This window comes from Luteimonas sp. KH_071 (genome assembly GCF_057838005.1).
Window position 1 is genome coordinate 1,369,145 of record NZ_CM174458.1, and the last position, 22,996, is coordinate 1,392,140.

Consider the following 22,996-nt stretch of genomic DNA (forward strand, 5'->3'; position numbering starts at 1 on the left):
GGTCCGTCTCTCATCCGCCCCGTCGGGGCACCTTCTACCCCGAGGGCACGTTGCCCCGCAGGGAGAAGGATTCATTCGTACAGAGCTTCACGACTCCATGACCGATCTTCTCGCCCAAACCCTCGACCATCTCGAACAGCTGGTGTCCTTCGACACCCGCAATCCGCCGCGTGCGATCAAAGCCGAGGGCGGGATCTTCGAGTACATCCGTGGCCAGCTGCCGGGTTTCGAGGTCGAAGTGATCGACCACGGCGACGGCGCGGTGAGCCTGTTCGCGGTGCGCGGTACGCCAACGGTGCTGTTCAACGTGCATCTGGATACGGTGCCCGACTCGCCGGACTGGAGCGCCGACCCGCATGTGATGCGGCGCCTCGATGATCGCGTGGTCGGCCTCGGTGTCTGCGACATCAAGGGCGCGGCGGCGGCGCTGATTGCCGCCGCCAATGCCGGCGACGGCGATGCGGCGTTCCTGTTTTCGTCGGACGAGGAAGCCAACGATCCGCGTTGCATCGCCGCGTTCCTCGCCCGTGGTCTGCAGTTCGAGGCCGTGCTGGTCGCCGAGCCGACCCAGTGCGAAGCGGTGCTCGCGCATCGCGGTATCAGTTCGGTGCTGATGCGCTTCGCCGGCACGGCCGGACACGCCTCGGGCAAGCAGGATCCGGCGGCCAGCGCGCTGCACCAGGCGATGCGCTGGGGCGGACGCGCGCTCGACCATGTCGAGTCGCTGGCGCACGCGCGCTTCGGCGGCCTGACCGGGCTGCGCTTCAACATCGGCCGGGTCGAAGGTGGCATCAAAGCCAACATGATCGCGCCAGCGGCCGAGCTGCGTTTCGGTTTCCGGCCGTTGCCGTCGATGGGTGTCGACGCGTTGCTGGAGACCTTCGCCGGTTTCGCACAGCCCGACGCGGCGCATTTCGAGGAAACCTTCCGCGGTCCGAGCCTGCCGTCGGGCGACATCGATCGCGCCGAGGACCGCCGGCTCGCCGCGCGCGATATCGCCGACGCCTTCGATCTGCCGATCGGCAACGCCGTCGACTTCTGGACCGAGGCATCGCTGTTCTCCGCCGGCGGTTACACCGCGCTGGTCTATGGTCCGGGCGACATCGCCCAGGCCCACACCGGCGACGAGTTCGTGACGCTCGAACAACTGCAGCGCTACGCCGATTCGGTGCACCGGATCATCAACGGCGATCCCTGATCGCCAACGCCGATTCATTCCCACGCGTCATCCACGCCCAACCGATTGCAGCCCGTGAACATTCCCGCAACCCACGTTCAGACCCGTCAGACCATCGTGCGCCTGCTCTCGAGCATGGCCAGCGCGAAGGAGATCAGCCAGTACCTCAAGCGCTTCTCGCAGCTCGACGCCAAGCGCTTCGCCGTGGTCAAGGTCGGCGGCGCGGTGCTGCGCGACGAGCTCGACGATCTGACGTCCTCGCTGTCGTTCCTGCAGGAGGTCGGCCTCACCCCGATCGTGCTGCACGGCGCCGGCCCCCAACTGGACGCAGAACTCGCCGCGGCCGGCATCGAGAAGCGGACCGTCGGCGGCCTGCGCGTGACCACGCCCGAGGCGCTGGCCATCGTGCGCCGTGTGTTCCAGGCCGCGAACCTGCGCCTGGTCGAAGCGCTGCAGCGCAACGGCGCGCGCGCGACCTCGATCACCGGTGGCGTGTTCGAAGCCACGTACCTCGACCAGGCGACCTACGGCCTGGTCGGTGAGGTGAACGCCGTGAATCTCGCGCCGATCGAAGCCAGCCTGCAGGCGGGTTCGATTCCGGTGATCACGAGCCTGGGCGAAACCGCATCGGGGCAGATCCTCAACATCAATGCCGACTTCGCCGCCAACGAACTCGTGCGCGAACTGCAGCCCTACAAGATCATCTTCCTCACCGGCACCGGCGGTCTGCTGGACGCCGACGGCAAGGTCATCGATTCGATCAACCTGTCGACCGAGTACGAGCATCTGATCCAGCAGCCGTGGATCCACGGCGGCATGAAGGTCAAGATCGAGCAGATCAAGGCGCTGCTCGAAGGCCTGCCGATGGCCTCGTCGGTGTCGATCACGCGGCCGGCGGATCTGGCCAAGGAACTGTTCACGCACAAGGGCTCGGGCACGCTGGTGCGTCGCGGCGAGCAGGTGCTGCGCGTGACCGACTGGTCGCAACTCGATCTCGAGCGGCTCAAGTCGCTGATCGAATCGAGCTTCGGCCGTGAGCTCGCCCCGGACTATTTCGAACGCACGCCGCTGCTGCGCGCCTACGTCAGCGAGAACTATCGCGCCGCGGTGATCCTGACCGAAGGCGAGGGCACCGTGTATCTGGACAAGTTCGCCGTCCTCGACGACGCGCAGGGCGAAGGCCTCGGTCGCGCGGTGTGGAACGTGATGCGCGAGGAAACGCCGCAACTGTTCTGGCGCTCGCGCCACCACAACCAGGTCAACATCTTCTATTACGCCGAGTCCGACGGCTGCATCAAGCAGGAGAAGTGGAAGGTGTTCTGGTACGGGCTCGACGGCTTCGAGCAGATCCAGCGCTGCGTCGCGCATTGCGCCACGCGCGCACCCACGCTGATCGGCTGAGGCGATTCCCATGACCCGACCCAAGACCATCGGCATCGTCGGCGCGCGCGGCCATACCGGCCAGGAACTGATCCGCCTCGTTGCCGCGCACCCGGGTCTCGAACTCGCGTTCGTGTCGTCGCGCGAGCTCGACAGCCAGCGCGTCGCCGACCACAACGACGGCTTCGCCGGCGACCTGCGCTTCGAAAGCCTCGATGCCGACGCGGTCGCCGCGAAGGGCGCCGATGCGGTGATCCTCGCGCTGCCCAACGGCAAGGCCGCGCCGTTCGTGGCGGCGATCGACGGCGCGAAGCCGGACACGGTGATCGTCGACCTGTCGGCCGATTACCGCTTCGACGCCGGCTGGTACTACGGCCTGCCGGAACTCACCCGTATGCAGTACGTTGGCCAGCGCCGGATCAGCAATCCGGGGTGCTATGCGACCGCGATGCAGCTGGCGATCGCGCCGCTGGTCGAGCATCTCGCCGGTCCGCCGCAGTGCTTCGGCGTGTCCGGCTACTCGGGCGCGGGCACCACGCCGTCGGACAAGAACGATACCGCGCTGCTGGCCGACAACCTGATGCCGTATGCGCTGACCAACCACGTGCACGAGCGCGAGGTGTCGAAGCAGCTGTCGCTGCCGGTCGAGTTCATGCCGCATGTCGCGCCGCATTTCCGCGGCATCACGATGACGGTGAACCTCTGGCTGTCGGCGCCGATGTCGCGCGAGGCGGTCAAGGCGCTGTATGAGGCGCGCTATGCCGACGAGCCGCTGGTCGAGGTCATCGACGACGCGCCGTGGGTCAGCCGCATCGCCGGCCGTCACGGCGCGCAGATCGGCGGCTTCACGATGGCGCCGGGCAATGGCCGCGTCGTCGTCGTGGCGACGCTCGACAATCTGCTCAAGGGCGCCGCGACGCAGGCGATGCAGAACCTCAATCTCGCGCTGGGCTTCGACGAGCTGACGTCGATTCCGCATTGACTACCCGCGTAGGAGCGCGCTCGCGCGCGAACGCGCTTCACCGGCACAGCCTCATCCCGCGCGAGCGCGCTCCTACAGTTCCCGTAAGGACACCGACATGAGCACTCTTCTCTGGCAGAAGCCAGGCGTCGCCGTCGACACGCAGATCCAGGCGTTCCTTGCCGGTGACGACGTGATCCTCGACCGCGAATTCTTCCTGCACGACATCACCGCGAGCGCCGCGCATGCCGAAGGCCTGCAGCGCGTCGGCATCCTCTCTGGCGACGAACTCGACGGCCTCAAGCGCGAACTCGCCACGCTGGCCGATGATTTCCGCAGCGGTGCCTTCGTGCTCGATGAGCGCTTCGAAGACGGCCATTCGGCGATCGAGGCCCGGCTGACCGAACGCCTCGGCGATGCCGGTCGGCGCATCCACACCGGCCGCAGCCGCAACGACCAGGTGCTGGTCGCCACGCGCCTGTGGCTGAAGGAAAAGCTCGCGCGTCTGGCCGCGCTGTCGCGCGAGATCGCGAAGGTCGCGCTCGACCGCGCAGAGGCGGAACGCGAGCTGCCGATCCCGGGTTACACGCACATCCAGCGCGCCGTGCTGTCCTCGGGCGGCATGTGGTGGTCGGGCTGGGCCGAGGCCTTCATCGACGATGCGGTGCGCGCGCGCGACACGCTCGCGCTGATCGACTGCAATCCGCTCGGCACCGCGGCTGGTTACGGTGTGAACCTTGCGCTCGATCGCGACCACACCACCGCGGCGCTCGGCTTCGCGCGCCTGCAGGTTTCGCCGGTCTATGCGCAGCTGTCGCGCGGCAAGTTCGAACTCGCTGCGCTCGAAGCGTTGGGCAGCGCGACGCTGGATCTACGCCGTCTGGCCTGGGACCTGTCGCAGTTCACCAGCGCCGAATACGGTTTCGTCGCGCTGCCGGCGCAGTACACGACGGGCAGTTCGATCATGCCGAACAAGCGCAATCCCGACGTCGTCGAGCTGATGCGCGCCACCCATGCCAGCGTCGCCGCGGCGCGGACCGAGATCGAGCAGTTGCTGTCGCTGCCGTCGGGCTACCACCGCGACCTGCAGAGTTCCAAGGGCGCGATCTTCCACGGCTTCGGGCGTGGCCTGGCCGCGCTGGAACTGCTGCCGGCGCTGCTGGCGAACCTGGAGTGGCGCGAGGACCGCCTGCGCGCCGCGGTCGATTCGGGCATGTATGCGACCGACGTCGCGGTCGAAGCGGCGATTGCCGGCGTGCCGTTCCGCGAGGCCTACCAGGCGGCCGCGGCCAGTGCCGACACGGCCGGGCAGGGGCGTACGCCGGAAGGCAGCCTCGCCGCGCGCACCTCGCCGGGCGGCGCCGCCGACCTACGTCTGGACACGCTGCGCGCGCGCTGGGACGCGCTGGCCTGAGGTTCGGTCCAGCCGTGGAGCCGCCGACATGAAACGCTTTCTCGTCATCGCGATGCGTCGCCCGGACTTCGACGCGTCCGTCGTCGCGCCGCATCAGGCCTTCCTCGACGATCTGCGTGCGCGTGGCCTGCTGGACATGACGGGTGGCTTTGCGGACGGCACCGGCGGTGCGTATCTGTTGAGCGGGATCGAGACGTTGGCCGAGGCGCAGGCGATCGTCGCGGCCGACCCGCTGGCGTTGCAGAATGCGAGCGAGCTCGTCGTCCACGAGTGGCACACCCGCTGAGCACAGCCGACCGATGGCCGTTCCCGACACCGTTGCGTTTCCCGAGCAGCCGCTGCCGCCCTGGCGACGCGCGGTGCTCAAGGTCGGCAGCAGCCTGCTGGCGGCTGATGGCGGTGGCCTGTCGGACCAGTACGCCGCGGCGCTGGCCGGCTTCGTGCGCGCGAGCCATGCCGCGGGGCGCGAACTCGTCGTGGTGTCGTCGGGCGCTGTCGCAGCGGGCCGGGCGATCCTGCATGCGAACCTCGCACCCGGCGCGCCGATGGCCGAGCGCCAGGCGCTGGCCGCATTGGGCCAGGCGCGGCTGACCGGCTTCTGGCAGGGCTTCTTCGAACGTCCGGTCGCGCAGGTATTGCTGACCCACGACGACCTGCGCAATCGCCGCCGCTATCTCAATGCCCGCGCCACGCTGACCGCGTTGCTGCGCCACGGCGCGCTGCCGGTGGTCAACGAGAACGACACGGTGTCGGTCGACGAACTCAAGCTCGGCGACAACGACAATCTCGCCGCGATCGTGGCTGCGCTGGTCGATGCGGACGTGCTGTTCATCGCCACCGATATCGATGGCCTGTTCGATGCGGATCCCCGCATCGAGCCACACGCGCGGCCGATGCCGGTCGTCGCGAAGATGAGTGCATCCCTTTTGGCAGTCGCGGGCGGCGCCGGGAGCAGCGTCGGCACCGGCGGCATGCGCACCAAGCTTGAGGCCGCGCAGCGTGCCGCGTCGGCGGGCGTTGCAACGGTGTTGTTCAACGGCCGCCGCGCGGACGTGCTCGATGGCCTCGCGCACGACCGCCTGCGCGGCACACGGATCCATCCACTGCGCACGCGCATGGCCGCGCGCAAGCACTGGCTGCAGAACGCGCCGGCGGAAGCCGGTGCGATCCTCGTCGACAGCGGGGCCGCGAACGCGATGGTCGAGAAGGGCGCGTCGCTGTTGCCGGGGGGCGTGCTCGCCGCCGAAGGCCAGTTCCGACGCGGCGATCTGGTCTCGGTGGTGCTGCGCGATGGTGAAGCGCGGGAGCCGATCGCGCGCGGCGTGACCCAGTACTCGGCCGACGACATCCGCCGGATCGCCCGGCGGCACTCGCGCGACATCGAGGCGACGCTGGGTTACAGCTACGGCGAGACGATCGTGCATCGGGATGATCTGGTGTTGGTTTGACGGATCGACGGAATAATCGAGGGCCGTCATCCCGGCGAACGCCGGGATCCAGCGACTCAGGTCTGATCTCGTGAATCGTCAAGTCGAAGTCTCTGGATTCCGGCATTCGCCGGAATGACGATTCCAAGTATTTCCTGCGCTGACAGATTAGAGGCTCCTGCAGTTGCCACCGCAAGCGTCGCGCCCATCGCCGCAACGCGCTACGTTGTCGCTCCCCATACGCACGCCCACGCCCATGCGCGAGATCCGAACCGCCGCTCTGGCCTGCCGCGATGCCGCCGCGCAGTTGGCGATGCTCGATACCGATGGGCGCAATGCGTTGCTGCGCGCAATGGCCGATGCGCTCGACGCGCGGGCCGACGCGATCCTCGCCGCGAATGCACGCGACATCGAGGCCGCGGAGACGCGCGGCATCACCGGTGCCTTGCTCGACCGTCTGCGTCTCGACGCATCCCGACTCGCGGGCGTTTCCGCCGCGGTCCGCGAAGTCGCCGATCTGCCCGATCCGGTCGGCCAGATCACCCGCGACGACGTCCGTCCGAACGGCATCCGCGTGCGCAAGGTGCGGGTGCCGCTGGGCGTGATCGCGATGATCTACGAGGCGCGGCCGAACGTGACCGCCGATGCCGCGGCGCTGTGCATCAAGGCCGGCAATGGCGTGATTCTGCGCGGCGGCAGCGAGGCGATTCATTCGAACACTGCGATCGCGGATGCGCTGCGCGGGGCGATCGAGGTGCAGGGCATCGGCGCCGATGTGCTGACCCTGGTTACTGATCTGCGCCGCGAGACGATGCTCGAACTGCTGCAGCTCAGCGACATCGTCGATCTCGCGATTCCGCGGGGCGGCGAAGGCCTGATCCGCTTCGTCGCCGAGCATGCACGCGTGCCGGTGATCAAGCACTACAAGGGCGTCTGCCATCTGTTCGTCGACGCCAGCGCCGATCCCGATCTCGCGCTGCGCCTGCTGCTCGACGGCAAGACCGGCCGGCCCAGCGCCTGCAACGCGCTGGAGACGCTGCTGGTGCACGCGGACATCGCCGATGTGTTCGTGCCGCGGGCGATCGCAGCGCTGCAGCAGCGGGGCGTGGAGGTGCGTGGCGATGCGCAGATCGCCGCGCGCGCAGAAGGCGTCGTACCGATCGGCGAAGACGATGATGCCGCCGAATTCCTCGATCTGGTCATCGCCGCGCGGGTCGTCGATTCGCTCGATGCCGCACTGGCGCACATCCGGCGATTCGGGTCCGACCACACCGAAGTCATCGCCACGCGCGACGACGCCAATGCGCAGCGCTTCATCGCATCGCTCCGTTCGGCCGTGGTCATGGTCAACGCCTCGTCGCGTTTCAGCGACGGTGGTGAACTCGGGCTGGGCGCCGAGATCGGCATCTCCACCACACGCCTGCACGCTTACGGGCCGATGGGTTTGGAGGCGCTGACCGTCGAGCGCTTCGTCGTCGACGGGGCAGGGCAGGTGCGGCACGCGGAGAACGCGGCCGCGTCCTGAGTCAGCTGCCGACCCTTGCCGCGACGGGATTCGCATCGTCGTCGAGGGCCAGTTGCACGATGCGGCCCTCGCGCAGTTTCGTCGTCAGGGCCGCGCTCGCGCCCAGGGCGATGCGGACCTGTTCGTCGTCGATCGGCTCGCGACGCCTGCGGCGATCGGTCCTGGAGAAGCGCACGCGGTTGTATTCCGCCCAACCGAGCAGCAGCACGCTGCAGACCAGGGCGATCACCGGCAATGCGAGCAGCAGGAACGCATCGATCTCGTTGTCGTTGAGATACAGCCGCAGATACGCCGTACGCACACCGACGAACCAGGCGACGGCCGTGATCAGAGGCACCCAGAGCCAGGCGTAGACCGTCCACGCGGCGGCGGTGAGTGCGCCCGAGGCGAAGCGCTTGCGTGGCCGGCGCGCGGGCATGTGATTGATGATGGGCGGGGTCATGCGGGAGCTCCTCGGTCGGGACTGATCCAGACGGCGCGGCGACGACGGCGCAGCAGCGTGCGCGGGAAGGCGACGACGGCAGTGAACATGCCGAGCATCCAGAAGGCGATCGGGTACCAGATCACCCAGTAGAAATGCCGGGCCAGCTTGGTTTCATAGCGGCGTTCGATCATCAGGCTGGTGCCGAACTGCAGCATGCAGACGAAGGCGAGTACCACGCCGTGCCAGCGCGGCAGCATGGTCTCCACATGCCAGGCCGGCGGCAGCGTCACGAACATGCCGACCAGCCACAACACGATGATGGTCAGCATCACGTAGGCCCAGGCCAGGCTCAGCAGGTATTCGAGCAGCACGCCCCACATGCGGCGCTTCCGCCACGCCAGCACGCTGCGGCCATGGCTGAGCAGCACTTCCACGCCGCCACAGGCCCAGCGCAAACGCTGCGACCACAGGCCGCGGATGGTTTCGGGCATCAGGATCCAGCACAGTGCGTTGGGCTCGTAGCGGATGTCCCAGCCGGCCATCTGCAGCCGCCAGGAGATGTCGATGTCTTCGGTGACCATCTGGTCGGACCAGTAGCCGACGTCGTGCAGCGCGGTGCGCCGGAACGCGCAGATCACGCCCGAGATCGTGAACAAGCGCCCGTAAGTCCGCTGCGCACGTTTGATCAGACCGATGATCGCGGAGAACTCACCGATCTGCATGCGCCCCAGAAGCGTGGTGCGATTGCGGATGCGCGGGTTGCCGGTCACCGCGCCCACGCGCGGTCCGTCGATCAGATGGCCGACCATCCAGCGCACCGCATGCGGATCGAGCGTGGCGTCGGAATCCACGCACACCAGGTAATCCGACGCAGCTGCGAGGGTGCCCATGCGCAGGGCATTGGCCTTGCCCTGGTTTTCCGCCAGATGCACCACGCGCAGGCGCGGATGGTCCGCGACCAGCGCATCGAGCAGTTCCCGGGTGCGGTCGCTGCTGCCGTCGTTGATGGCGATGATCTCGAAGTCGGGATACACCTGCGCCGACAGTGCGGTGATCGTCGAGACGATGTGGTCCTGCTCGTTGAAACAAGGCACCAGCACCGAGACGAACGGCGTATGCCGCATCGGCGGTGGCGCGTCTGGCCTGGGCGCGTTGCGCTCGCGGCGCAAGTAGTAATAAACGCCGCCGGTCATCCAGAAGAACGCCATGACGATCGGGTAGAAGAACGCGAAGTTGAACAGCCAGCGCGTCCACGCAATCGAAGACCAGTCCATCGCTCAGCGCTCCAGGTAGGGGAAAGCGCGCGCGGACATCGCATCACGCGCGTCCTCGAGCGTCGGCTGATTGCCGATGAAATCGTCGGGGTAGTAGCCCAAATGGCGGATGCCCGCCGCCTGCAACATGCGCGACTGCGCGCGCAGCGTGTCACCCGGCAGTGGCGCGGGCATGCGCCAGTCGACGGTCTGCAGTTCGAACAGCGTGCGCGCCACGCCATTGGGCGTTGCGCGCACGGCGTCGGCGAGCGTGCGCAGCCAGGCGCCAGGGTCGTCCGCGTTCTCCATCTGCGGCATCGCCATCAGCGCAGTGGTGTCGTAGGCGGCGAGAAAGGGCTCGAGCCGCTGCGCGAACCAGGCTTCCGATGCGGGCTCGAGCACCGGCCGCGCGAACAGGTTGCGCGCGGTCATCAGCTTCGGCCGCCAGCGCTGGGCCGAGGTCTTGAGCACCATCGTGAAATCGATCAACCCCTGCGTGCGCGCGGCCGGTACGCCACCGCCATACGCCGGGATCTCGTCGTCGCGCAGGTAGGCGTCGTCGTGGAACAGCAGGCCGTCGAAGTGGCTGTTGGCTGCGAGTTCGGCGTAGATGTCCGAGACGATCGTGAGCGTGCGCGGATCGCCCGGATTCAGACGCGGGATCTCGTTCTCGCCGGTTGCCTCGATCTGTAGTTCACTTTGCAGGTTCGCGTCGGCCAGCTTGAAGCCGAGCACCGGCATCCACGCGTAGACCCGCACCTGCGCGCGGGTGCGCAGCTGCCAGGCGACGCGGTTGAACAGGTCGGCGCGCACCGGCATGTGTCGGCTGGGGAAGTACACTGCCTCGGCGGCGCCGTCGCCGTCGGGATCGGCGAACGCCTGCAGCCACACGTGGCTCGGGCCGATGTCCTGGATGCGCTGCACCAGCACGTCGACATTGCGCGCCAGCTGCGCCGGATCCGCGTCGTAGACGTAGTCGAGATCCACCTGGATTGCGCGCATGCCGTCGAGCGACAGATCACGGCGCAGTTCGCCGGCGAGATCACGCACGTCCGGATTGCCGTGCATCAGCAGCCGCGCGAGGCTCGCCAGCGAGGCCTGGTCGGCGCGGTCCTCGCCCTGCAGGCCGAGGTCGGTTTCCTGCGCGCGGCCTTCGAGATCGAACGACAGGTCCATGCCGAGCGCGGTGGCGATGCCGTTGGCGACATCGTTGTAGGCGGCGTAGGGCCACACGATGACGCGCGGCGCCTGGCCGACGTTGCGTTCGATCAACGTCCGGCTGGCCTGCAGGTCGGCTTCGATGCGCGCACGCCACGCGTCCTCGCTTTCGTAGCCGCTGCCCTCGCTCCAGATGCGCGTGACCGCGGCCGGGGTCTGATTGCCGAACGGGTTGCCCGGCAGGCCGCGATGCAGATCGTGGCTGTGCGAGCCGATTTCGATCAGGCCGCTGGCGTGCATCTCGCGCAGCTGCGCCCAGGTCAGGAAATCACCGGTGGTGAAATCGCGCGGGCCGTAGGGCACGGCCTGGTCGGCCGGCAGTTCGACCCAGCTGGTCACCGGCGCCACCAGCGCCGGCCAGTTGTAGGCACGCAGCAGCGGGAATACGTGGGTGTAGACGCTGCGCAGGCCGTCGTCGAAGGTCAGCAGCACTGCCTTGTCCGGCAAGGTGCCGCGGCCTGCGCGCGCGTCGATGACCTGCTGCACGCTGACCGCCTGGTAGCCGTGCGCGCGCAGCCAGTCGAGGTGCTGGGCGAAGTTGGTCGTCGACACCGCGTAGGGATCGGGATCGCCCTTGGGCGCCACGTCGTCGCGCACGTCGTGGTAGCTGAGCACCAGCAGCGAGGCCCGGGCCGGCGACAGGACCGACAGCAGCGCCAGCAGCGCGACGGCGAGCCAGATGCGCGTGGACGTGATCATCGGGCACCTCCCCAGCGCAGCTCGACATCGAAGGCGACGCGTTGCTCGCGCAGCCCGTCATAGACCGGCCGTGACCACGCCACGCCGTATTCCAGTTCGTGGCCGTCGCGGCGCCACAGATGGCGATAGCCCAGTGACGGCACCCAGTGCGTGCCGGCGTCGCGCTGCCAGTACGGACCGGCCATCACCTCGACGCGCTGCTGGAACGCGGTCTCGTAGCGCCGCCAGGTGATGTGGTCCAGGCGCAGACCGGCATTCGCCGACGCGTCGCGTTCGGGATTGAAGTAGCCCACCGTGTCGCCGCGCGAGCCGCGGCTCGTATAGGCCGACAGCATGCCGTCGACCATCAGATGCGGACGCGTCAGCAGACGCTGCGTCGCATCGACACCGAGCTGGTCGCGCGTGTTGCCGTCGTCGTAGCGCAGCCGCGACAGCCGGCCCTGCAGGGCGAAGGTGTCGCTGGGGATGTAGGAGGCGGTGAGCGTCGCGCTGTCGGCATCGATGCCGAGGCGGCGCGCCTGCAGCGATGTGTCCTGCGTATTGCGTGCGAATTCCAACCCGGTGCGCCATGCATCGCTGAAGCGCCAGTCGGCGCCGAGCGTCCAGGTCGCACCGCTGGAGGCGCCGCTTGCCGCGCCGAGCGTCGCCCACGCACCGAGACGGTCGTGGCGGTACCAGGTGCCGACACCCGCTGCGCGATGGCGCACGCGGCCGTCGATGAAATCGGCCCGGTCTTCGTGCGCGAACACGCCGACGCGCCAGCGGTCGTCGATCAGCGGCGACCGCACTTCGAGCGCCCAGCCGCCATCGCGGCTGCCGAACGGCGAGATCGAGGTGCCCGCGCCGTCGCGTTGCCGGCTGCGCCCGCGGTTGGCCGACAGCGTGGCCTGCACGCCGCGGTGGTGGTCCAGATCGCGTTCCACACGATCCAACCGCGGATCCTCGGGATGCGCCTGCTGCAACGTGGTCAGCGCATCGCGCGCCTCGTCGATGCGATCGAGCGCGGTCAGCGCGCCGACGCGGCCGGCGAGGGCGTCGCGGTCCTGCGGCGCCATGGTGAGCGCCATCTCGTAGCGTTCCAGAGCGGCGGACGGGCGTGACCTGCGTGACTGCACCGCGCCGTAGGCGGCCTGCAGGCCGGGATTGTTCGGGCCGATGCCGGCCTGCGCCTGCAGCATGTTCTCTGCGCGCGCGTTGTCGTTGGCGTAGGAATGCGCCAGCGCGAGGTTGAGATCGGCGCTGTAGCGGTCCCAGTTCTCGTAGCCGCGCAATGCGCCGGGCTGGTGCGGCCAGGCAGCCTGCGAGGCGGCCAGGCTCTCGAGGAGCGGCAGCGCGCGGTCGAAACGCTCGGTTTCGATAAAGGCGTATCCCAGCAGGATGCGTGCGTTGACGTCGTGCGGCGTGTGGGCGATCGCGGTTTCCAGCACCGGGATGGCCTCGGCGGGGCGCCGCAATGCGAGCAGCGAATCGCCGACCGTGCCGAGGATGTAGGCCGGCACTTCGATGCCCGCATCGAGCAGGGCCTGATAGCCGGCCACCACCGCCTCGTGCTGCTGCAGATGGTTCAACGCCGACAGCGCGTCGACGCGCAAGCGCGTGGATTCCCAATTGGTCTGGCGCGGCGCATCGCGTTGCAGCGCTTCGAGTTCGGCGAGCGCGGCGCGCGACTCGGCGAGGCGGGCATCGGGCGCCTCCGGCTCGACCCGGCCCCAGCCGATCGCGCGGGCGATCGCATCGCCCTCGATCCGCTCGCGCTCGTGATCGGCGAACAGGTGCGGACGCTGACGCATCGATTCGACCGCGAGGCGCGAGCTGCCCAGGTCGGTAAGGATCAACACCCGCAGGCGGAAGGCATCGTCGTCATCGGGTGCGGCCGCGAGCCGGCGCTCCACGACGAGCAGCGCTTCCGCGGGTCGATCCTGTCCGCGCAGCTGCTCCGCCTCGCTGCGCACTGCAGGATCCGAGGCCGCGAAGGCCGGGCCGGTCAATGTCCCGGCCAGGCAGGCGAACGCCAAGGCCTGGGACAGGACGAAGGGGCGCAATTCGGGCGAACGGGGGTGGCCGGAACGGCGCGGACAGACGGGCACGGCATCTCGCTTGACTTGGGAGCTGCACGTCGGGTGCAGCGGCGGCGGGATGCTGGCGGTTACAAAGTGAGGAACGCGTCACGTTATGAGGCCGGATGCGCCCAGAGCCGTCCCATTTTTGGGACACGTTTGCGCGGAGATGGCGACTGAACAGGCTTTTACGTAGCCCGTTCAGGTCGGCAAGAAAAATCTCAATCAAGCCTGTACAGGGGGCGAGCCGCGCGTGGCCAGGGCTTTTTGAATTACCAGCTGTCTTCGAGCCAGCGCGGTTTGCAGGCCAGCCAGCCCCCGACCACCAGCACCGCGACTGCGCCCACCAGCATCGCGAACGGCCATCGCCAGCCGCCGGTTGCGTCATGCAGGACGCCGAACAGCAACGGGCCGGCGCAGCTGAGCGCGTAGCCCGTGCCCTGCATGAATCCCGACAACGCCGCTGATCCGGTCGGCGTGCGCGTGCGCAGATTGATCAGCGTGAGCGCCAGCGGGAACGTGCTGGGGCCGAGGCCCAGCAGGATCACCCACAGCACCGGCGCGGCCATCGGTGCCAACAGCAGGCCGGCATACGCAGCCAGATGGCAGCCCGCGCACAGCAGCACGATCACGAAGGGATTGCGCATCCGCACGGCGATCGACGGCATGCCCAGCGCGCCGACCAGACCGAGCGTCGAGAACAGGGCGACCATCGCGCCGCCGAACGCGGGCGAGGCGCCGGCTTCGGTCAGCAGCAACGGCAGCCAGGTGAACATCGCGTAGGTGATCAGCGAGGTCATGCCGAACATCAGCGCCATGCCCCAGGCGATCGGCGAACGCCAGACGCGTCCGGCCGGTGCGATGACGGTCTGCGCGTCCACGACGGGCGCAGGCGGGGCGAGCGCTTCGCGATGCCGCAGCAGCAGCCACAGCCACGGCACCGCGGCCGCGAACGCGGTCAGCGACCAGATGCCGAGCGCAAAACGCCAGTTCGTGGCATCCGCGACCGGGACCGCGAGCAGGGCCGGGAGCATCGTGCCGAGCTGCAGCACGGTGATGTAGAGCGTACTGATCGCGCCGACGCGGGTTGGGAACCAGCGTTTGACCAGCGGCGGCAGCACCACGTTGCCGATGCCCATGCCGGCCAGCGCGATCGTCGCGCCGAGCCCCAGCACGCCGACGTTCTCGGCCAGCGAGCGCAGCACGAGACCACCGGCGGCCAGCGACATCGCCAGCAGCGCGGTGCGCTCCAGGCCGATACGGCGGGTCAGTGCCGGGGTGATGACCCCGAACACCGCGAACGCGGCGGTCGGCAGCATGCCGAGCAGGCCGGCGGTGGTGGAGCCGAATCCGAAGAGGTCGCCGAGCACGTCCAGCAGCGGCGTGAGCGAGGTCACCGCCGTGCGCAGGTTGAACGCCGACAGAGCGATGCCGGCCAGCACAAGTACGGGCAGCAGGCGGGACGGGGCGGACGCGGAGGGACGCGACGTCATGGCGGGGGAATCATCATCGCCGCGAACCGGGCACGGCCGGAAACGAAAAAACCGGCGCGAGGGCCGGTTTTCGATATCACCTACCGCATGTCTGCGGATGGTCGGGGAGACAGGATTCGAACCTGCGACCTCTACGTCCCGAACGTAGCGCTCTACCAGACTGAGCTACACCCCGAAGGTGAGCCGCGCATTCTACTGATGCACCCGCGGGGAGGGCAAGCACTTCGTGAAGGGAATTTGCAGGCGCGGATTGAAGGCGATGGCCGCAGCGTTCCCGACGCGGCGGGCTGCGATACTAGCGTCTCGCGATACCGGTGTGCGGTGTCCGCGTTCCGGAACCCGCATGTCCGCATCCGCATGACCACATCCGCATGAGTGCGCCTCCGCCGGACATCACGGCCGATGCGCGGCGTCGGCGCAGCGGCTGGCTCGATGCGCAGCTGGCGCCCTGGCGCGACCGTCATCGCCGCGCCTGCGCCTGCCAGGTGCTGGCCGGCTGGCTGTGGATTCCGCAGGCCGCCGCGATCGCCTGGGCGCTCGACGCCTTGTTGTTCGCGCGCGCCGGGCTCGACGCCTTGCATGCGCCCTTGATGCTGCTGGCCGCGACGCTGCTCGGCCGCACGCTGCTCGTGTGGGCGGGGCAGCGGCTGCAGGCGGATGTCGTCGAATCGGTGATTGCACATCTGCGCGCCGGACTGGCCGGCGCCGTCGCGGCGCGGGGTCCGGTGTGGCTGCGTGGCCGACGCAGTGGTGCGCTCGTCGCGCTGTCGACCGGACACGTGGATGCGACGGCCGGCTATTACGGCGGCTATCTGGTCGCACGCGCGGAAATCGCGCTGGTGCCGGTCGCGATCCTGATCGCGGTCTTCGCCGCTGACTGGATCGTCGGCCTAGTGCTGCTGCTGACCGCGCCGCTGGCGCCGATTTTCATGATGCTGATCGGCAAAGGCGCCGAAACCGCCGGTCGCCGCCAGCTGGCCGCACTCGCGCGCGCCGGTGCGCATTTCACCGATCGCCTGCGGGGGCTGGACCTGATCCGTGTCTACGGGCGCGGCGACGCGGAACTGGCGCAGGTCGGCGAGGCGACGGAGACGATCCGGGTGCGCAGCATGCGGGTGCTGCGGATCGCTTTCCTCTCATCGGCAGTGCTGGAATTCTTCGCGTCGGTCAGCGTGGCCTTGGTCGCGGTGTATTTCGGTTTCACGTATCTGGGCATGCTCGATCTGCGCGGTGTGACCCTGCCGTTGTCGACGGGCCTGTTCTGCCTGCTGCTCGCCCCGGAGTTCTATGCGCCGATGCGGCGGTTGGCGGCGAACTACCACGACCGCGCGAACGCGCTGGCAGCGGTGGCGGAGATCGAAGCGGCGTTCGATGGATTGCCGATGATCGCTTCGGGTTCGCGCCTTCCCCCGCAAGTGGGGGAAGCTTGGGATGGGGGCGAAGCTTGCGTGCGCGCGGAAATCCATCTCTCGCAATCGTCCCAGCCAGCCGCCGTTCGCGTTTCAGACGTCACCCTGCGCCACCCCGAAGCCCGCACTCCGGCACTGCAGCACGTATCGCTGGAAGTCGAACCCGGCGCGCGCCTCGCCCTCGTCGGCCCCAGCGGTTCCGGCAAGAGCACGCTGCTCGACGCGCTGGCCGGCTGGCTGACGCCCGAATCCGGACGTATCGACATCGCGCCCGGCACGCGCATCGCGCTCGCCGGCCAGCGGCCGTGGCTGTTCCACGGCAGCATCGCCGACAACCTGCGCATCGGCGCACCGGATGCCAGTGATGCCGAACTCGCCGAGGCGGCGCGCGTGGCGCAGGTGACCCGGTTCGTCTCGCAGTTGCCCGACGGCATGGACACGGTGATCGGCGAACGCGGCTTCGGCCTGTCGGGCGGCGAGGCGCGTCGCGTGGCACTGGCCCGCGCGCTGCTGCTGCGGCCGCAGGTGCTGCTGCTCGACGAGCCCACCGCGTTCCTCGATCCTGCGACCGAAGCCGCGCTGCTGGCCGCGCTGGATGCCCATCTGCCGGGCTGCACCGTCATCGTCGCCACCCATAGCGAGGCGGTGATGGCCTGGGCGGGCACGCAATGGCAGGTGCCCGCACCTGTGGAGGTCGCGCCGTGAGCGGGCAGGATCTGACGCGTATCGCGTCCACCCGCGCACTGCTGCGCGGCCATCGCCGCGGCGTGCTGCTCGCCGTCGCATTGATGCTGCTGACGCTGGTGGCCGGCGTCGGGCTGCTCGGCGTGTCGGGTGCGTTTCTCACCGGCGCGGCGCTGACCTACGGCGTGCTCGGCAGCTTCAACTTCTTCACCCCGTCGGCCGGCATCCGCGGTCTGACCCTGGTGCGCATCGTGTCGCGCTATCTGGAAAAGCTGCTCGGGCACGACACGATGCTGCGCATCGCGCGTGATCTGCGCAGCTGGTTCTTCGCCCGCGCGCTGCGCCTGAGTCCCGCGCAGTTGGGGCGCCTGCGCACCGGCGATCTGCTCGCGCGGCTGCTCGACGACATCGATGCCGTCGACGGCCTGCTGCTGCGCGCGACCGGGCCGCTGCTGGCCTTGCTCGGCATCGGTGTGTCCGGTCTCGGCATCGTCGCCTGGCTGCATCCGCCCAGTGCGGCGTGGCTGGCGCTGATCGCGGTGCTGCTCGCGATCGTCGTGCCGGCGCGCGTGGCCTGGCGCCGTGCGGCCGAGGAAACCCTGCGCGCGCAACGACGCGCCGCGCTGCGCGCGCGCCTGCACGAACTCTACGAAGGCCGCGCCGATCTGGCCGCGCTGGACGCGACCGCAGACTGGCTCGCGCGCGTGGAGGCAGACGCGAATGACGTCGCCGATCTCGAGCGCACGCGCCGTCGTCGCCTGGCCGATGCGCAGGCCCTGCACGGCGGTATCGCCGCGGTCGGACTGCTCGGTCTGCTGTGGAGCGTCGCCAGCGGTTTCACCGCCGGCGCGCTGCCGGCTGCACACGCTGCGGCCATCTTTTTCATCACGATCGGGTTGTTCGAGGCCTGGGCCGGAGCAGGCCTCGCCTGGCAGGCGCTGCTGGCCGCGCGCGCATCGATCACGCGTCTGGATGCGGTGGCCTGCGCATCCCCTGCGGTGGGCGATCCTGCGCAACCGGTCGCAGTGCCGGCCCATGGCGCGTTGCGCTTCGAGGGCGTGCGCTTCACCTGGGAGGCGGATGCGCGCCCGGTGCTGCAGGGCCTCGATCTCGAGATCGCCCCTGGCGAGCGCATCGCGATCAGTGGCGACAGCGGCGCCGGCAAGTCCACATTGACCGCATTGCTGCTGCGCAGCGCCGAAGCGCAAGCCGGGCAGGTGACCTGGGCGGGCGTGGACCTGCGTGCGATGGCGCAGGCGGACTGGTATGCGCGCATTGCCTGGCTGCCCCAGAACGCGCCGGTGTTCGCCGGCCGCGTGCGCGACAACCTGATGTTCGGTGCGCCGCAGGCCGATGACGCGACGCTGTGGGCGATGCTGGCGCAGGTGCGGCTCAAGACCTGGGCCGAGCGCATCGGCGGGCTGGATGCCTGGGTCGGCGAGGCCGGCGTGACGATGTCGGCTGGGCAAGCGCGGCGTCTCGCGCTGGCCCGTGCACTGCTGCGCGATGCGCCGCTGGTGGTACTCGACGAGCCGACCGAAGGTCTCGACCACGACACCGCCGACGCGCTGCTGCGTGAACTGCCTGCACTGCTGGCCGGCCGCAGCCTGCTGCTGATCACCCATGGCGCGCTGCCGCCCGGTCTCGTCGACCGGCATCTGTGGCTGCGCGACGGTCGACTGCACGCGCAACCGCCTGCGTAGGATGGGCAAGGCGCAGCGGGACCCATCGCGGGGCGTTGCGCGCCATGCCCCGCCGCTCGCCTGATGTCGTGGCTCCGATCATTGTGATCGCGGACATGCGCATGGCAACGATGGGATTCGCTGCGCTCACCCCATCCTGCGGCCGCTGTTCGCTTCGCCGCATGCTTCAGCACGCGGCAGGACAGCCCCCGGGCAGGGCACTAGAATGTCGGTCTCCATCCGCATCACGACAAGAGCCTGCCCGCATGATCAAGCCCCGGACCCCGCCCGGCATCATGGAACTGTTGCCGCGCGACCAGATCGCCTTCCAGCGCATGCTGGATACGATCCGCCGCACGTTCGAGGGCTTCGGGTTCCTGCCGATCGAGACGCCGGTGTTCGAGCTGTCCGAAACGCTGCTGACGAAATCCGGCGGCGAGACCGAGCGGCAGGTGTATTTCGTGCAGTCGACCGGCGCACTCGAGAAGCAGTCCGACGGCCTGCCGGAACTCGCGCTGCGCTTCGACCTGACTGTGCCGCTGGCGCGCTACGTCGCCGAGCACGAGCACGACCTCGCGTTCCCGTTCCGCCGCTACCAGATGCAGCGCGTCTACCGCGGCGAACGCGCGCAGCGCGGCCGCTTCCGCGAGTTCTACCAGTGCGACATCGACGTGATCGGCAAGGACACGCTGTCGCCGCGTTACGACGCCGAAGTGCCGGCGGTGATCAGCGCGGTGTTCGCCGCGCTCGATATCGGCGAGTTCACGATCCAGCTCAACCACCGCAAGCTGCTGCGCGGCTATTTCGAGGGGCAGGGCATCGACGACGCGCGGCAGATGACCGTGCTGCGCGAAATCGACAAGCTCGACAAGCGCGGTGAGGACGCGGTGCGCGCCACGCTGACCGGCGAGGAGTTCGGCCTGTCGGATGAAGTTGCCGAGCGTCTGCTGGCGTTCTCGCGCGTGCGCTCGAGCGGTCATGACGATGCGTTGGCGAAGCTCGACGCGCTGGGCGCCGGCACCGATCTGTTCGAGGAAGGCCGCAATGAACTTCGCGACCTGCTGAACCAGCTGCGCGCGCTCGGCGTGCCCGAATCGCGTTACGCATTGAACCTGTCGATCGCGCGCGGTCTCGACTACTACACCGGCATGGTCTACGAGACGATCCTCGATGCGCACCCGCAGATCGGTTCGATCTGCTCGGGCGGACGTTACGACAATCTCGCCAGCCACTACACCAAGTCGAAACTGCCGGGCGTCGGCATCTCGATCGGCCTGACGCGCCTGTTTTGGCAGCTGCGCGAAGCGGGGCTCATCGCCACGGCCGACAGTTCGGTGGACGTACTGGTGACGCTGCTCGACGACGCCTCGCTGCCCGACGCGCTCGCGCTGTCGCAGCGTCTGCGCGCGTCTGGCCTCAACGTCGAAACCCAACTCGAGCCGCGCAAGCTCGCCAAGCAGATGCAGTACGCCGACCGCGCCGGCATCCGCTTCGTCGTGATCCGCGGCGAGGACGAAGCCGCCAAGGGCGTGGTCGCGGTCAAGGACCTGCGCCGCGGTGAGCAGTTCGAGGTTCCCGGCGACGATCTGCCGCGCACGCTGCTGGTCGAGCGTGAGCAGGCGAGGTCGATGCCATAGGCGCTGCAGATTGAATCGGGCCGGCATTCGATACTTTTCGTTCCGTCATTCCCGCGAAGGCGGGAATCCATGGACTTGTGTCTCCGCCGCTCGACGTCCTCGGATTCCCGCCTTCGCGGGAATGACGGCGTCGATCGCTGAGCCGTTTCGTCCTGTTGCTTGCAGGAGGCCTCACCCATGAAATCCATCCGCCTCGACGGCCGCTCGCTCACCCGCGCGCAGCTGGTCATGGTCGCGCACGGCGCCCCGGTCGCGCTCGATGACGACGCGCTGACCGGCGTGGCCCGCGCCGCTGATTTCCTCGCCGAGCAGGTCCGCCGCGAGGAGCCGATCTATGGCGTGTCGACGGGCTTTGGCAGCAATGCCGACCGCTTGCTCGGCGCGCGTCCGCTGCGCGACGATCTGCCGGGCGCGACGCCCTCGGGCCGCTCGCTGCACGAGGAACTGCAGGTCAATCTGATCGTGACCCACGCGGTCTGCGTGGGCGAGCCGCTGTCCGCGGACGTGGTGCGCGCGATGCTGTGCATCCGCATCAACACGCTGCTCAAGGGCCATTCGGGCATCCGCGTGCAGACACTGCAGGCGCTGGCCGCGCTGCTCAATTCCGGCATCGTGCCGGTCGTGCCGGCGCTGGGCTCGGTCGGTGCATCCGGCGATCTCGCGCCGCTGTCGCATCTGGCGATCGTGCTGCTCGGCGGCGGCGAAGCTTTTGTCGACGGCGAGCGGATGCCGGGCGCCGAGGCGCTGAAACGCGCGGGTCTCGCACCGGTCACGCTGTCGTACAAGGAAGGTCTGGCGCTCAACAACGGCACCGCGCAGATGCTCGCCACCGGCGTGCTCGCACTGCAGAAGCTCGATGCGTTGCTCGACACCGCCGATCTCGCCGCTGCGATGACGATCGACGCCTTCGCCGGTCGTCTCGGCGCCTTCGATCCCGAAGTGCACGCACTGCGCCCGCATCCAGGCCAGGTCGAGGTCGCTGCGCATCTGCGCGAACTGCTCGCCGGCTCCACGCTCGCCGACATTCCGTATCATCTCGTGCCGCGCTTCCGCCCGTGGCTGCCGACCAGCTGGGACACGCCCGAGGCGCAGGCCTTGCGCTTCGACATCGGATGGGACTGGGTGCCGAGCGACCAGCGCCACGGCCGCGAGAAGTTCTACACGCGTTTCCGCCCGTTCCGCGGCGGCAAGAAGCACCAGCCGCAGGACAGCTATTCGCTGCGTTGCATTCCGCAGGTGCACGGCGCGGTGCGCGATGCGATCGAGCAGGCCAAGCGAGTGTTCGAGATCGAACTCAACGCGGTCACCGACAATCCGCTGGTGTTCCCCGACCGTGAGGCCGAGCACGTCGAGGAGAAGGTGATTTCCGCCGGGCATTTCCACGGCATGCCGCTCGCGCTGGCGATGAGCTACGTCAAGGCCGCGATTCCGGTGCTGGCGTCGATCTCGGAGCGCCGTCTCAACAAGCTGGTCGATCCGGCGACGAACGATGGCCTGCCGGGCTTTTTGATCGGCAACGAGGATGCGACCGAATCGGGCTACATGATCGTGCAGTACACGGCGGCGGCGATCGTCAACGATCTCGCCACGCGCGCGCACCCGGCCAGCGTCTATTCGATCCCGACCAGCGCCAACGCCGAAGACCACGTGTCGATGGGTACCAACGAGGCCCGCCACGTGCTGTCGATGGCCGAGGATCTGGGCAAGGTGCTGGCGCTGGAGATCTACACCGCCGCGCAGGCGTTGGATCTGCGCGTGGACATGATCAACGCCGCGCGCGATCTCGCCCGGCGTGGCGACGCCGAATTGCTGGCGGCGAAAGTGCAGGGCGGTCCGGCGTCCGATCGTCCGACCCGCGGCGCCTTCGTCGACGAGGTCGAAGCGCTGCGCGCCGAGCTCGCTGCCTGCGAGCCTTTCCATCCCGGTGAGATCGTCGCCGCGGCGCACGCCATCGTGCGCGAGGCGATCCCGTTCCTCGATCGCGACCGCGCGCTCGACGGTGAAGTCGCCGCCGCGGTGAAGCTGGTGTCCGAAGGTGCGCTGCTCGGCGTGCTGCCGCGCTGGCGCGTGCCCGCGCCGGACGCGGGCGGTTGAACCTCGCGCTGCACTTCGGCTGGCTGGGCGTGCTGGAGGCCGCGCTGATCGCGCTCGGCGTCGGCGTGCTGTGTTACCTGCTGTTCCACTGGATCGGTGCGCGCAACCGATGGCCGCACGGCCCCGCGCTCGGCTGGAGTTGCCTGCTGGCACTGGGGATCGCGACCGGCATCGACGCCTGGCATCTGTTCTACATGGGCGTGGTCAAACTCGAATCGCCGGTGTATGCGCGCATCGCGCTGCAGAAGATCCACGACCCGAACTTCCTCGCCGCGCGGGTGTTCATGTCGTCGGTGGGGGCCCTGTGCGGCGTTGCGCTGGCGTGGATGGCGATGCAGGCGCGCCGCCGAGCCGACTAGCGGATGTCCGGACTGTAGGCGCGCGCTTGCGCGCGATGACGCTTTCCCGGTAAGTCCCATCGCGCGCAAGCGCGCGCCTACAGGTCGTTCCGACGCGATCTCT

Annotated in this window: 17 protein-coding genes and 1 tRNA gene; 12 read left to right on the top strand and 6 right to left on the bottom strand. The window is 68.8% G+C overall.

The window, feature by feature from the left end; genetic code table 11:
* Positions 1 to 97: 97 nt before the first annotated feature.
* From AC3IRM_RS06450 to AC3IRM_RS06480, 7 genes are all read left to right on the top strand, one after another.
* Positions 98 to 1,198 carry an acetylornithine deacetylase gene (locus AC3IRM_RS06450; protein WP_489205389.1) on the top strand — a complete coding sequence of 367 codons (1,101 nt, stop codon included), beginning with the start codon at positions 98 to 100 and terminating at the stop codon, positions 1,196 to 1,198.
* 114 nt (positions 1,199 to 1,312) lie between these two features.
* Positions 1,313 to 2,578, top strand: a complete 1,266-nt coding sequence (locus AC3IRM_RS06455) for an acetylglutamate kinase (protein WP_489205859.1) — start codon at positions 1,313 to 1,315, stop codon at positions 2,576 to 2,578.
* A 10-nt stretch (positions 2,579 to 2,588) separates the two neighbouring features.
* Positions 2,589 to 3,539 (top strand): N-acetyl-gamma-glutamyl-phosphate reductase, encoded by a 951-nt coding sequence (gene argC / locus AC3IRM_RS06460; RefSeq protein WP_489205390.1) that lies wholly within the window; start codon positions 2,589 to 2,591, stop codon positions 3,537 to 3,539.
* 97 nt (positions 3,540 to 3,636) lie between these two features.
* Complete coding sequence (gene argH / locus AC3IRM_RS06465; protein ID WP_489205391.1) at positions 3,637 to 4,932, top strand: argininosuccinate lyase; 1,296 nt, start codon at positions 3,637 to 3,639, stop codon at positions 4,930 to 4,932.
* A gap of 28 nt (positions 4,933 to 4,960) precedes the next feature.
* Positions 4,961 to 5,218, top strand: coding sequence for a YciI family protein (locus AC3IRM_RS06470; protein WP_489205392.1), 258 nt, complete (start codon positions 4,961 to 4,963; stop codon positions 5,216 to 5,218).
* A gap of 13 nt (positions 5,219 to 5,231) precedes the next feature.
* Positions 5,232 to 6,380: a glutamate 5-kinase gene (proB, locus tag AC3IRM_RS06475; protein WP_489205393.1), complete on the top strand. Its 1,149-nt coding sequence runs from the start codon at positions 5,232 to 5,234 to the stop codon at positions 6,378 to 6,380.
* Between the two features lie 235 nt (positions 6,381 to 6,615).
* Positions 6,616 to 7,884 carry a glutamate-5-semialdehyde dehydrogenase gene (locus AC3IRM_RS06480; protein WP_489205394.1) on the top strand — a complete coding sequence of 423 codons (1,269 nt, stop codon included), beginning with the start codon at positions 6,616 to 6,618 and terminating at the stop codon, positions 7,882 to 7,884.
* 1 nt (position 7,885) lies between these two features.
* Here the strand turns inward: AC3IRM_RS06480 and pgaD are convergent, their stop codons facing one another.
* The 6 genes from pgaD to AC3IRM_RS06510 form a co-directional block, all read right to left on the bottom strand.
* Positions 7,886 to 8,326, bottom strand: coding sequence for a poly-beta-1,6-N-acetyl-D-glucosamine biosynthesis protein PgaD (gene pgaD, locus AC3IRM_RS06485; RefSeq protein ID WP_489205395.1), 441 nt, complete (start codon positions 8,324 to 8,326; stop codon positions 7,886 to 7,888).
* The gene (gene pgaC / locus AC3IRM_RS06490) at positions 8,323 to 9,582 is read right to left on the bottom strand and encodes a poly-beta-1,6-N-acetyl-D-glucosamine synthase (RefSeq protein ID WP_489205396.1); all 1,260 of its coding nucleotides are present in this window, start codon (positions 9,580 to 9,582) and stop codon (positions 8,323 to 8,325) included. Before pgaC ends, pgaD begins: the two co-directional genes overlap by 4 nt.
* A 3-nt stretch (positions 9,583 to 9,585) precedes the next feature.
* Positions 9,586 to 11,478: a poly-beta-1,6-N-acetyl-D-glucosamine N-deacetylase PgaB gene (pgaB, locus tag AC3IRM_RS06495; RefSeq protein WP_489205397.1), complete on the bottom strand. Its 1,893-nt coding sequence runs from the start codon at positions 11,476 to 11,478 to the stop codon at positions 9,586 to 9,588.
* Positions 11,475 to 13,520 (bottom strand): poly-beta-1,6 N-acetyl-D-glucosamine export porin PgaA, encoded by a 2,046-nt coding sequence (pgaA, locus tag AC3IRM_RS06500; RefSeq protein WP_489205398.1) that lies wholly within the window; start codon positions 13,518 to 13,520, stop codon positions 11,475 to 11,477. The genes pgaB and pgaA overlap by 4 nt, the downstream gene beginning before the upstream one ends.
* Positions 13,521 to 13,807: 287 nt before the next feature.
* Complete coding sequence (locus tag AC3IRM_RS06505) at positions 13,808 to 15,028, bottom strand: CynX/NimT family MFS transporter (RefSeq protein ID WP_489205399.1); 1,221 nt, start codon at positions 15,026 to 15,028, stop codon at positions 13,808 to 13,810.
* A 98-nt stretch (positions 15,029 to 15,126) separates the two neighbouring features.
* Positions 15,127 to 15,203 (bottom strand) — tRNA-Pro (locus AC3IRM_RS06510).
* A 196-nt stretch (positions 15,204 to 15,399) separates the two neighbouring features.
* On the opposite strand from AC3IRM_RS06510, the gene cydD reads away from it, so the two are divergent.
* The 5 genes from cydD (at position 15,400) to AC3IRM_RS06535 (ending at position 22,893) form a co-directional block, all read left to right on the top strand.
* A complete protein-coding gene (gene cydD / locus AC3IRM_RS06515) occupies positions 15,400 to 17,142 on the top strand; it encodes a thiol reductant ABC exporter subunit CydD (protein ID WP_489205400.1) in 1,743 nt (580 codons plus the stop codon).
* Positions 17,106 to 18,824: a thiol reductant ABC exporter subunit CydC gene (gene cydC, locus AC3IRM_RS06520; RefSeq protein WP_489205401.1), complete on the top strand. Its 1,719-nt coding sequence runs from the start codon at positions 17,106 to 17,108 to the stop codon at positions 18,822 to 18,824. The genes cydD and cydC overlap by 37 nt, the downstream gene beginning before the upstream one ends.
* A 245-nt stretch (positions 18,825 to 19,069) precedes the next feature.
* Positions 19,070 to 20,440, top strand: coding sequence for a histidine--tRNA ligase (hisS, locus tag AC3IRM_RS06525; RefSeq protein WP_489205402.1), 1,371 nt, complete (start codon positions 19,070 to 19,072; stop codon positions 20,438 to 20,440).
* Positions 20,441 to 20,617: 177 nt separating this feature from the next.
* Positions 20,618 to 22,534 carry an HAL/PAL/TAL family ammonia-lyase gene (locus AC3IRM_RS06530; RefSeq protein WP_489205403.1) on the top strand — a complete coding sequence of 639 codons (1,917 nt, stop codon included), beginning with the start codon at positions 20,618 to 20,620 and terminating at the stop codon, positions 22,532 to 22,534.
* A complete protein-coding gene (locus AC3IRM_RS06535) occupies positions 22,531 to 22,893 on the top strand; it encodes a hypothetical protein (RefSeq protein WP_489205404.1) in 363 nt (120 codons plus the stop codon). The genes AC3IRM_RS06530 and AC3IRM_RS06535 overlap by 4 nt, the downstream gene beginning before the upstream one ends.
* Positions 22,894 to 22,996 lie beyond the last annotated feature (103 nt).

Coding starts and splice junctions, on each gene's coding strand:
- AC3IRM_RS06450 (WP_489205389.1), top strand. CDS start 98: ATGACCGATCTTCTCGCCCAAACCCTCGACCATCTCGAACAGCTGGTG.
- pgaD (WP_489205395.1), bottom strand. CDS start 8,326: ATGACCCCGCCCATCATCAATCACATGCCCGCGCGCCGGCCACGCAAG.
- AC3IRM_RS06470 (WP_489205392.1), top strand. CDS start 4,961: ATGAAACGCTTTCTCGTCATCGCGATGCGTCGCCCGGACTTCGACGCG.
- argC (WP_489205390.1), top strand. CDS start 2,589: ATGACCCGACCCAAGACCATCGGCATCGTCGGCGCGCGCGGCCATACC.
- AC3IRM_RS06455 (WP_489205859.1), top strand. CDS start 1,313: ATGGCCAGCGCGAAGGAGATCAGCCAGTACCTCAAGCGCTTCTCGCAG.
- hisS (WP_489205402.1), top strand. CDS start 19,070: ATGATCAAGCCCCGGACCCCGCCCGGCATCATGGAACTGTTGCCGCGC.
- cydD (WP_489205400.1), top strand. CDS start 15,400: ATGAGTGCGCCTCCGCCGGACATCACGGCCGATGCGCGGCGTCGGCGC.
- argH (WP_489205391.1), top strand. CDS start 3,637: ATGAGCACTCTTCTCTGGCAGAAGCCAGGCGTCGCCGTCGACACGCAG.
- AC3IRM_RS06530 (WP_489205403.1), top strand. CDS start 20,618: ATGAAATCCATCCGCCTCGACGGCCGCTCGCTCACCCGCGCGCAGCTG.
- pgaC (WP_489205396.1), bottom strand. CDS start 9,582: ATGGACTGGTCTTCGATTGCGTGGACGCGCTGGCTGTTCAACTTCGCG.
- cydC (WP_489205401.1), top strand. CDS start 17,106: ATGGCAGGTGCCCGCACCTGTGGAGGTCGCGCCGTGAGCGGGCAGGAT.
- proB (WP_489205393.1), top strand. CDS start 5,232: ATGGCCGTTCCCGACACCGTTGCGTTTCCCGAGCAGCCGCTGCCGCCC.
- pgaB (WP_489205397.1), bottom strand. CDS start 11,478: ATGATCACGTCCACGCGCATCTGGCTCGCCGTCGCGCTGCTGGCGCTG.
- AC3IRM_RS06480 (WP_489205394.1), top strand. CDS start 6,616: ATGCGCGAGATCCGAACCGCCGCTCTGGCCTGCCGCGATGCCGCCGCG.
- AC3IRM_RS06505 (WP_489205399.1), bottom strand. CDS start 15,028: ATGACGTCGCGTCCCTCCGCGTCCGCCCCGTCCCGCCTGCTGCCCGTA.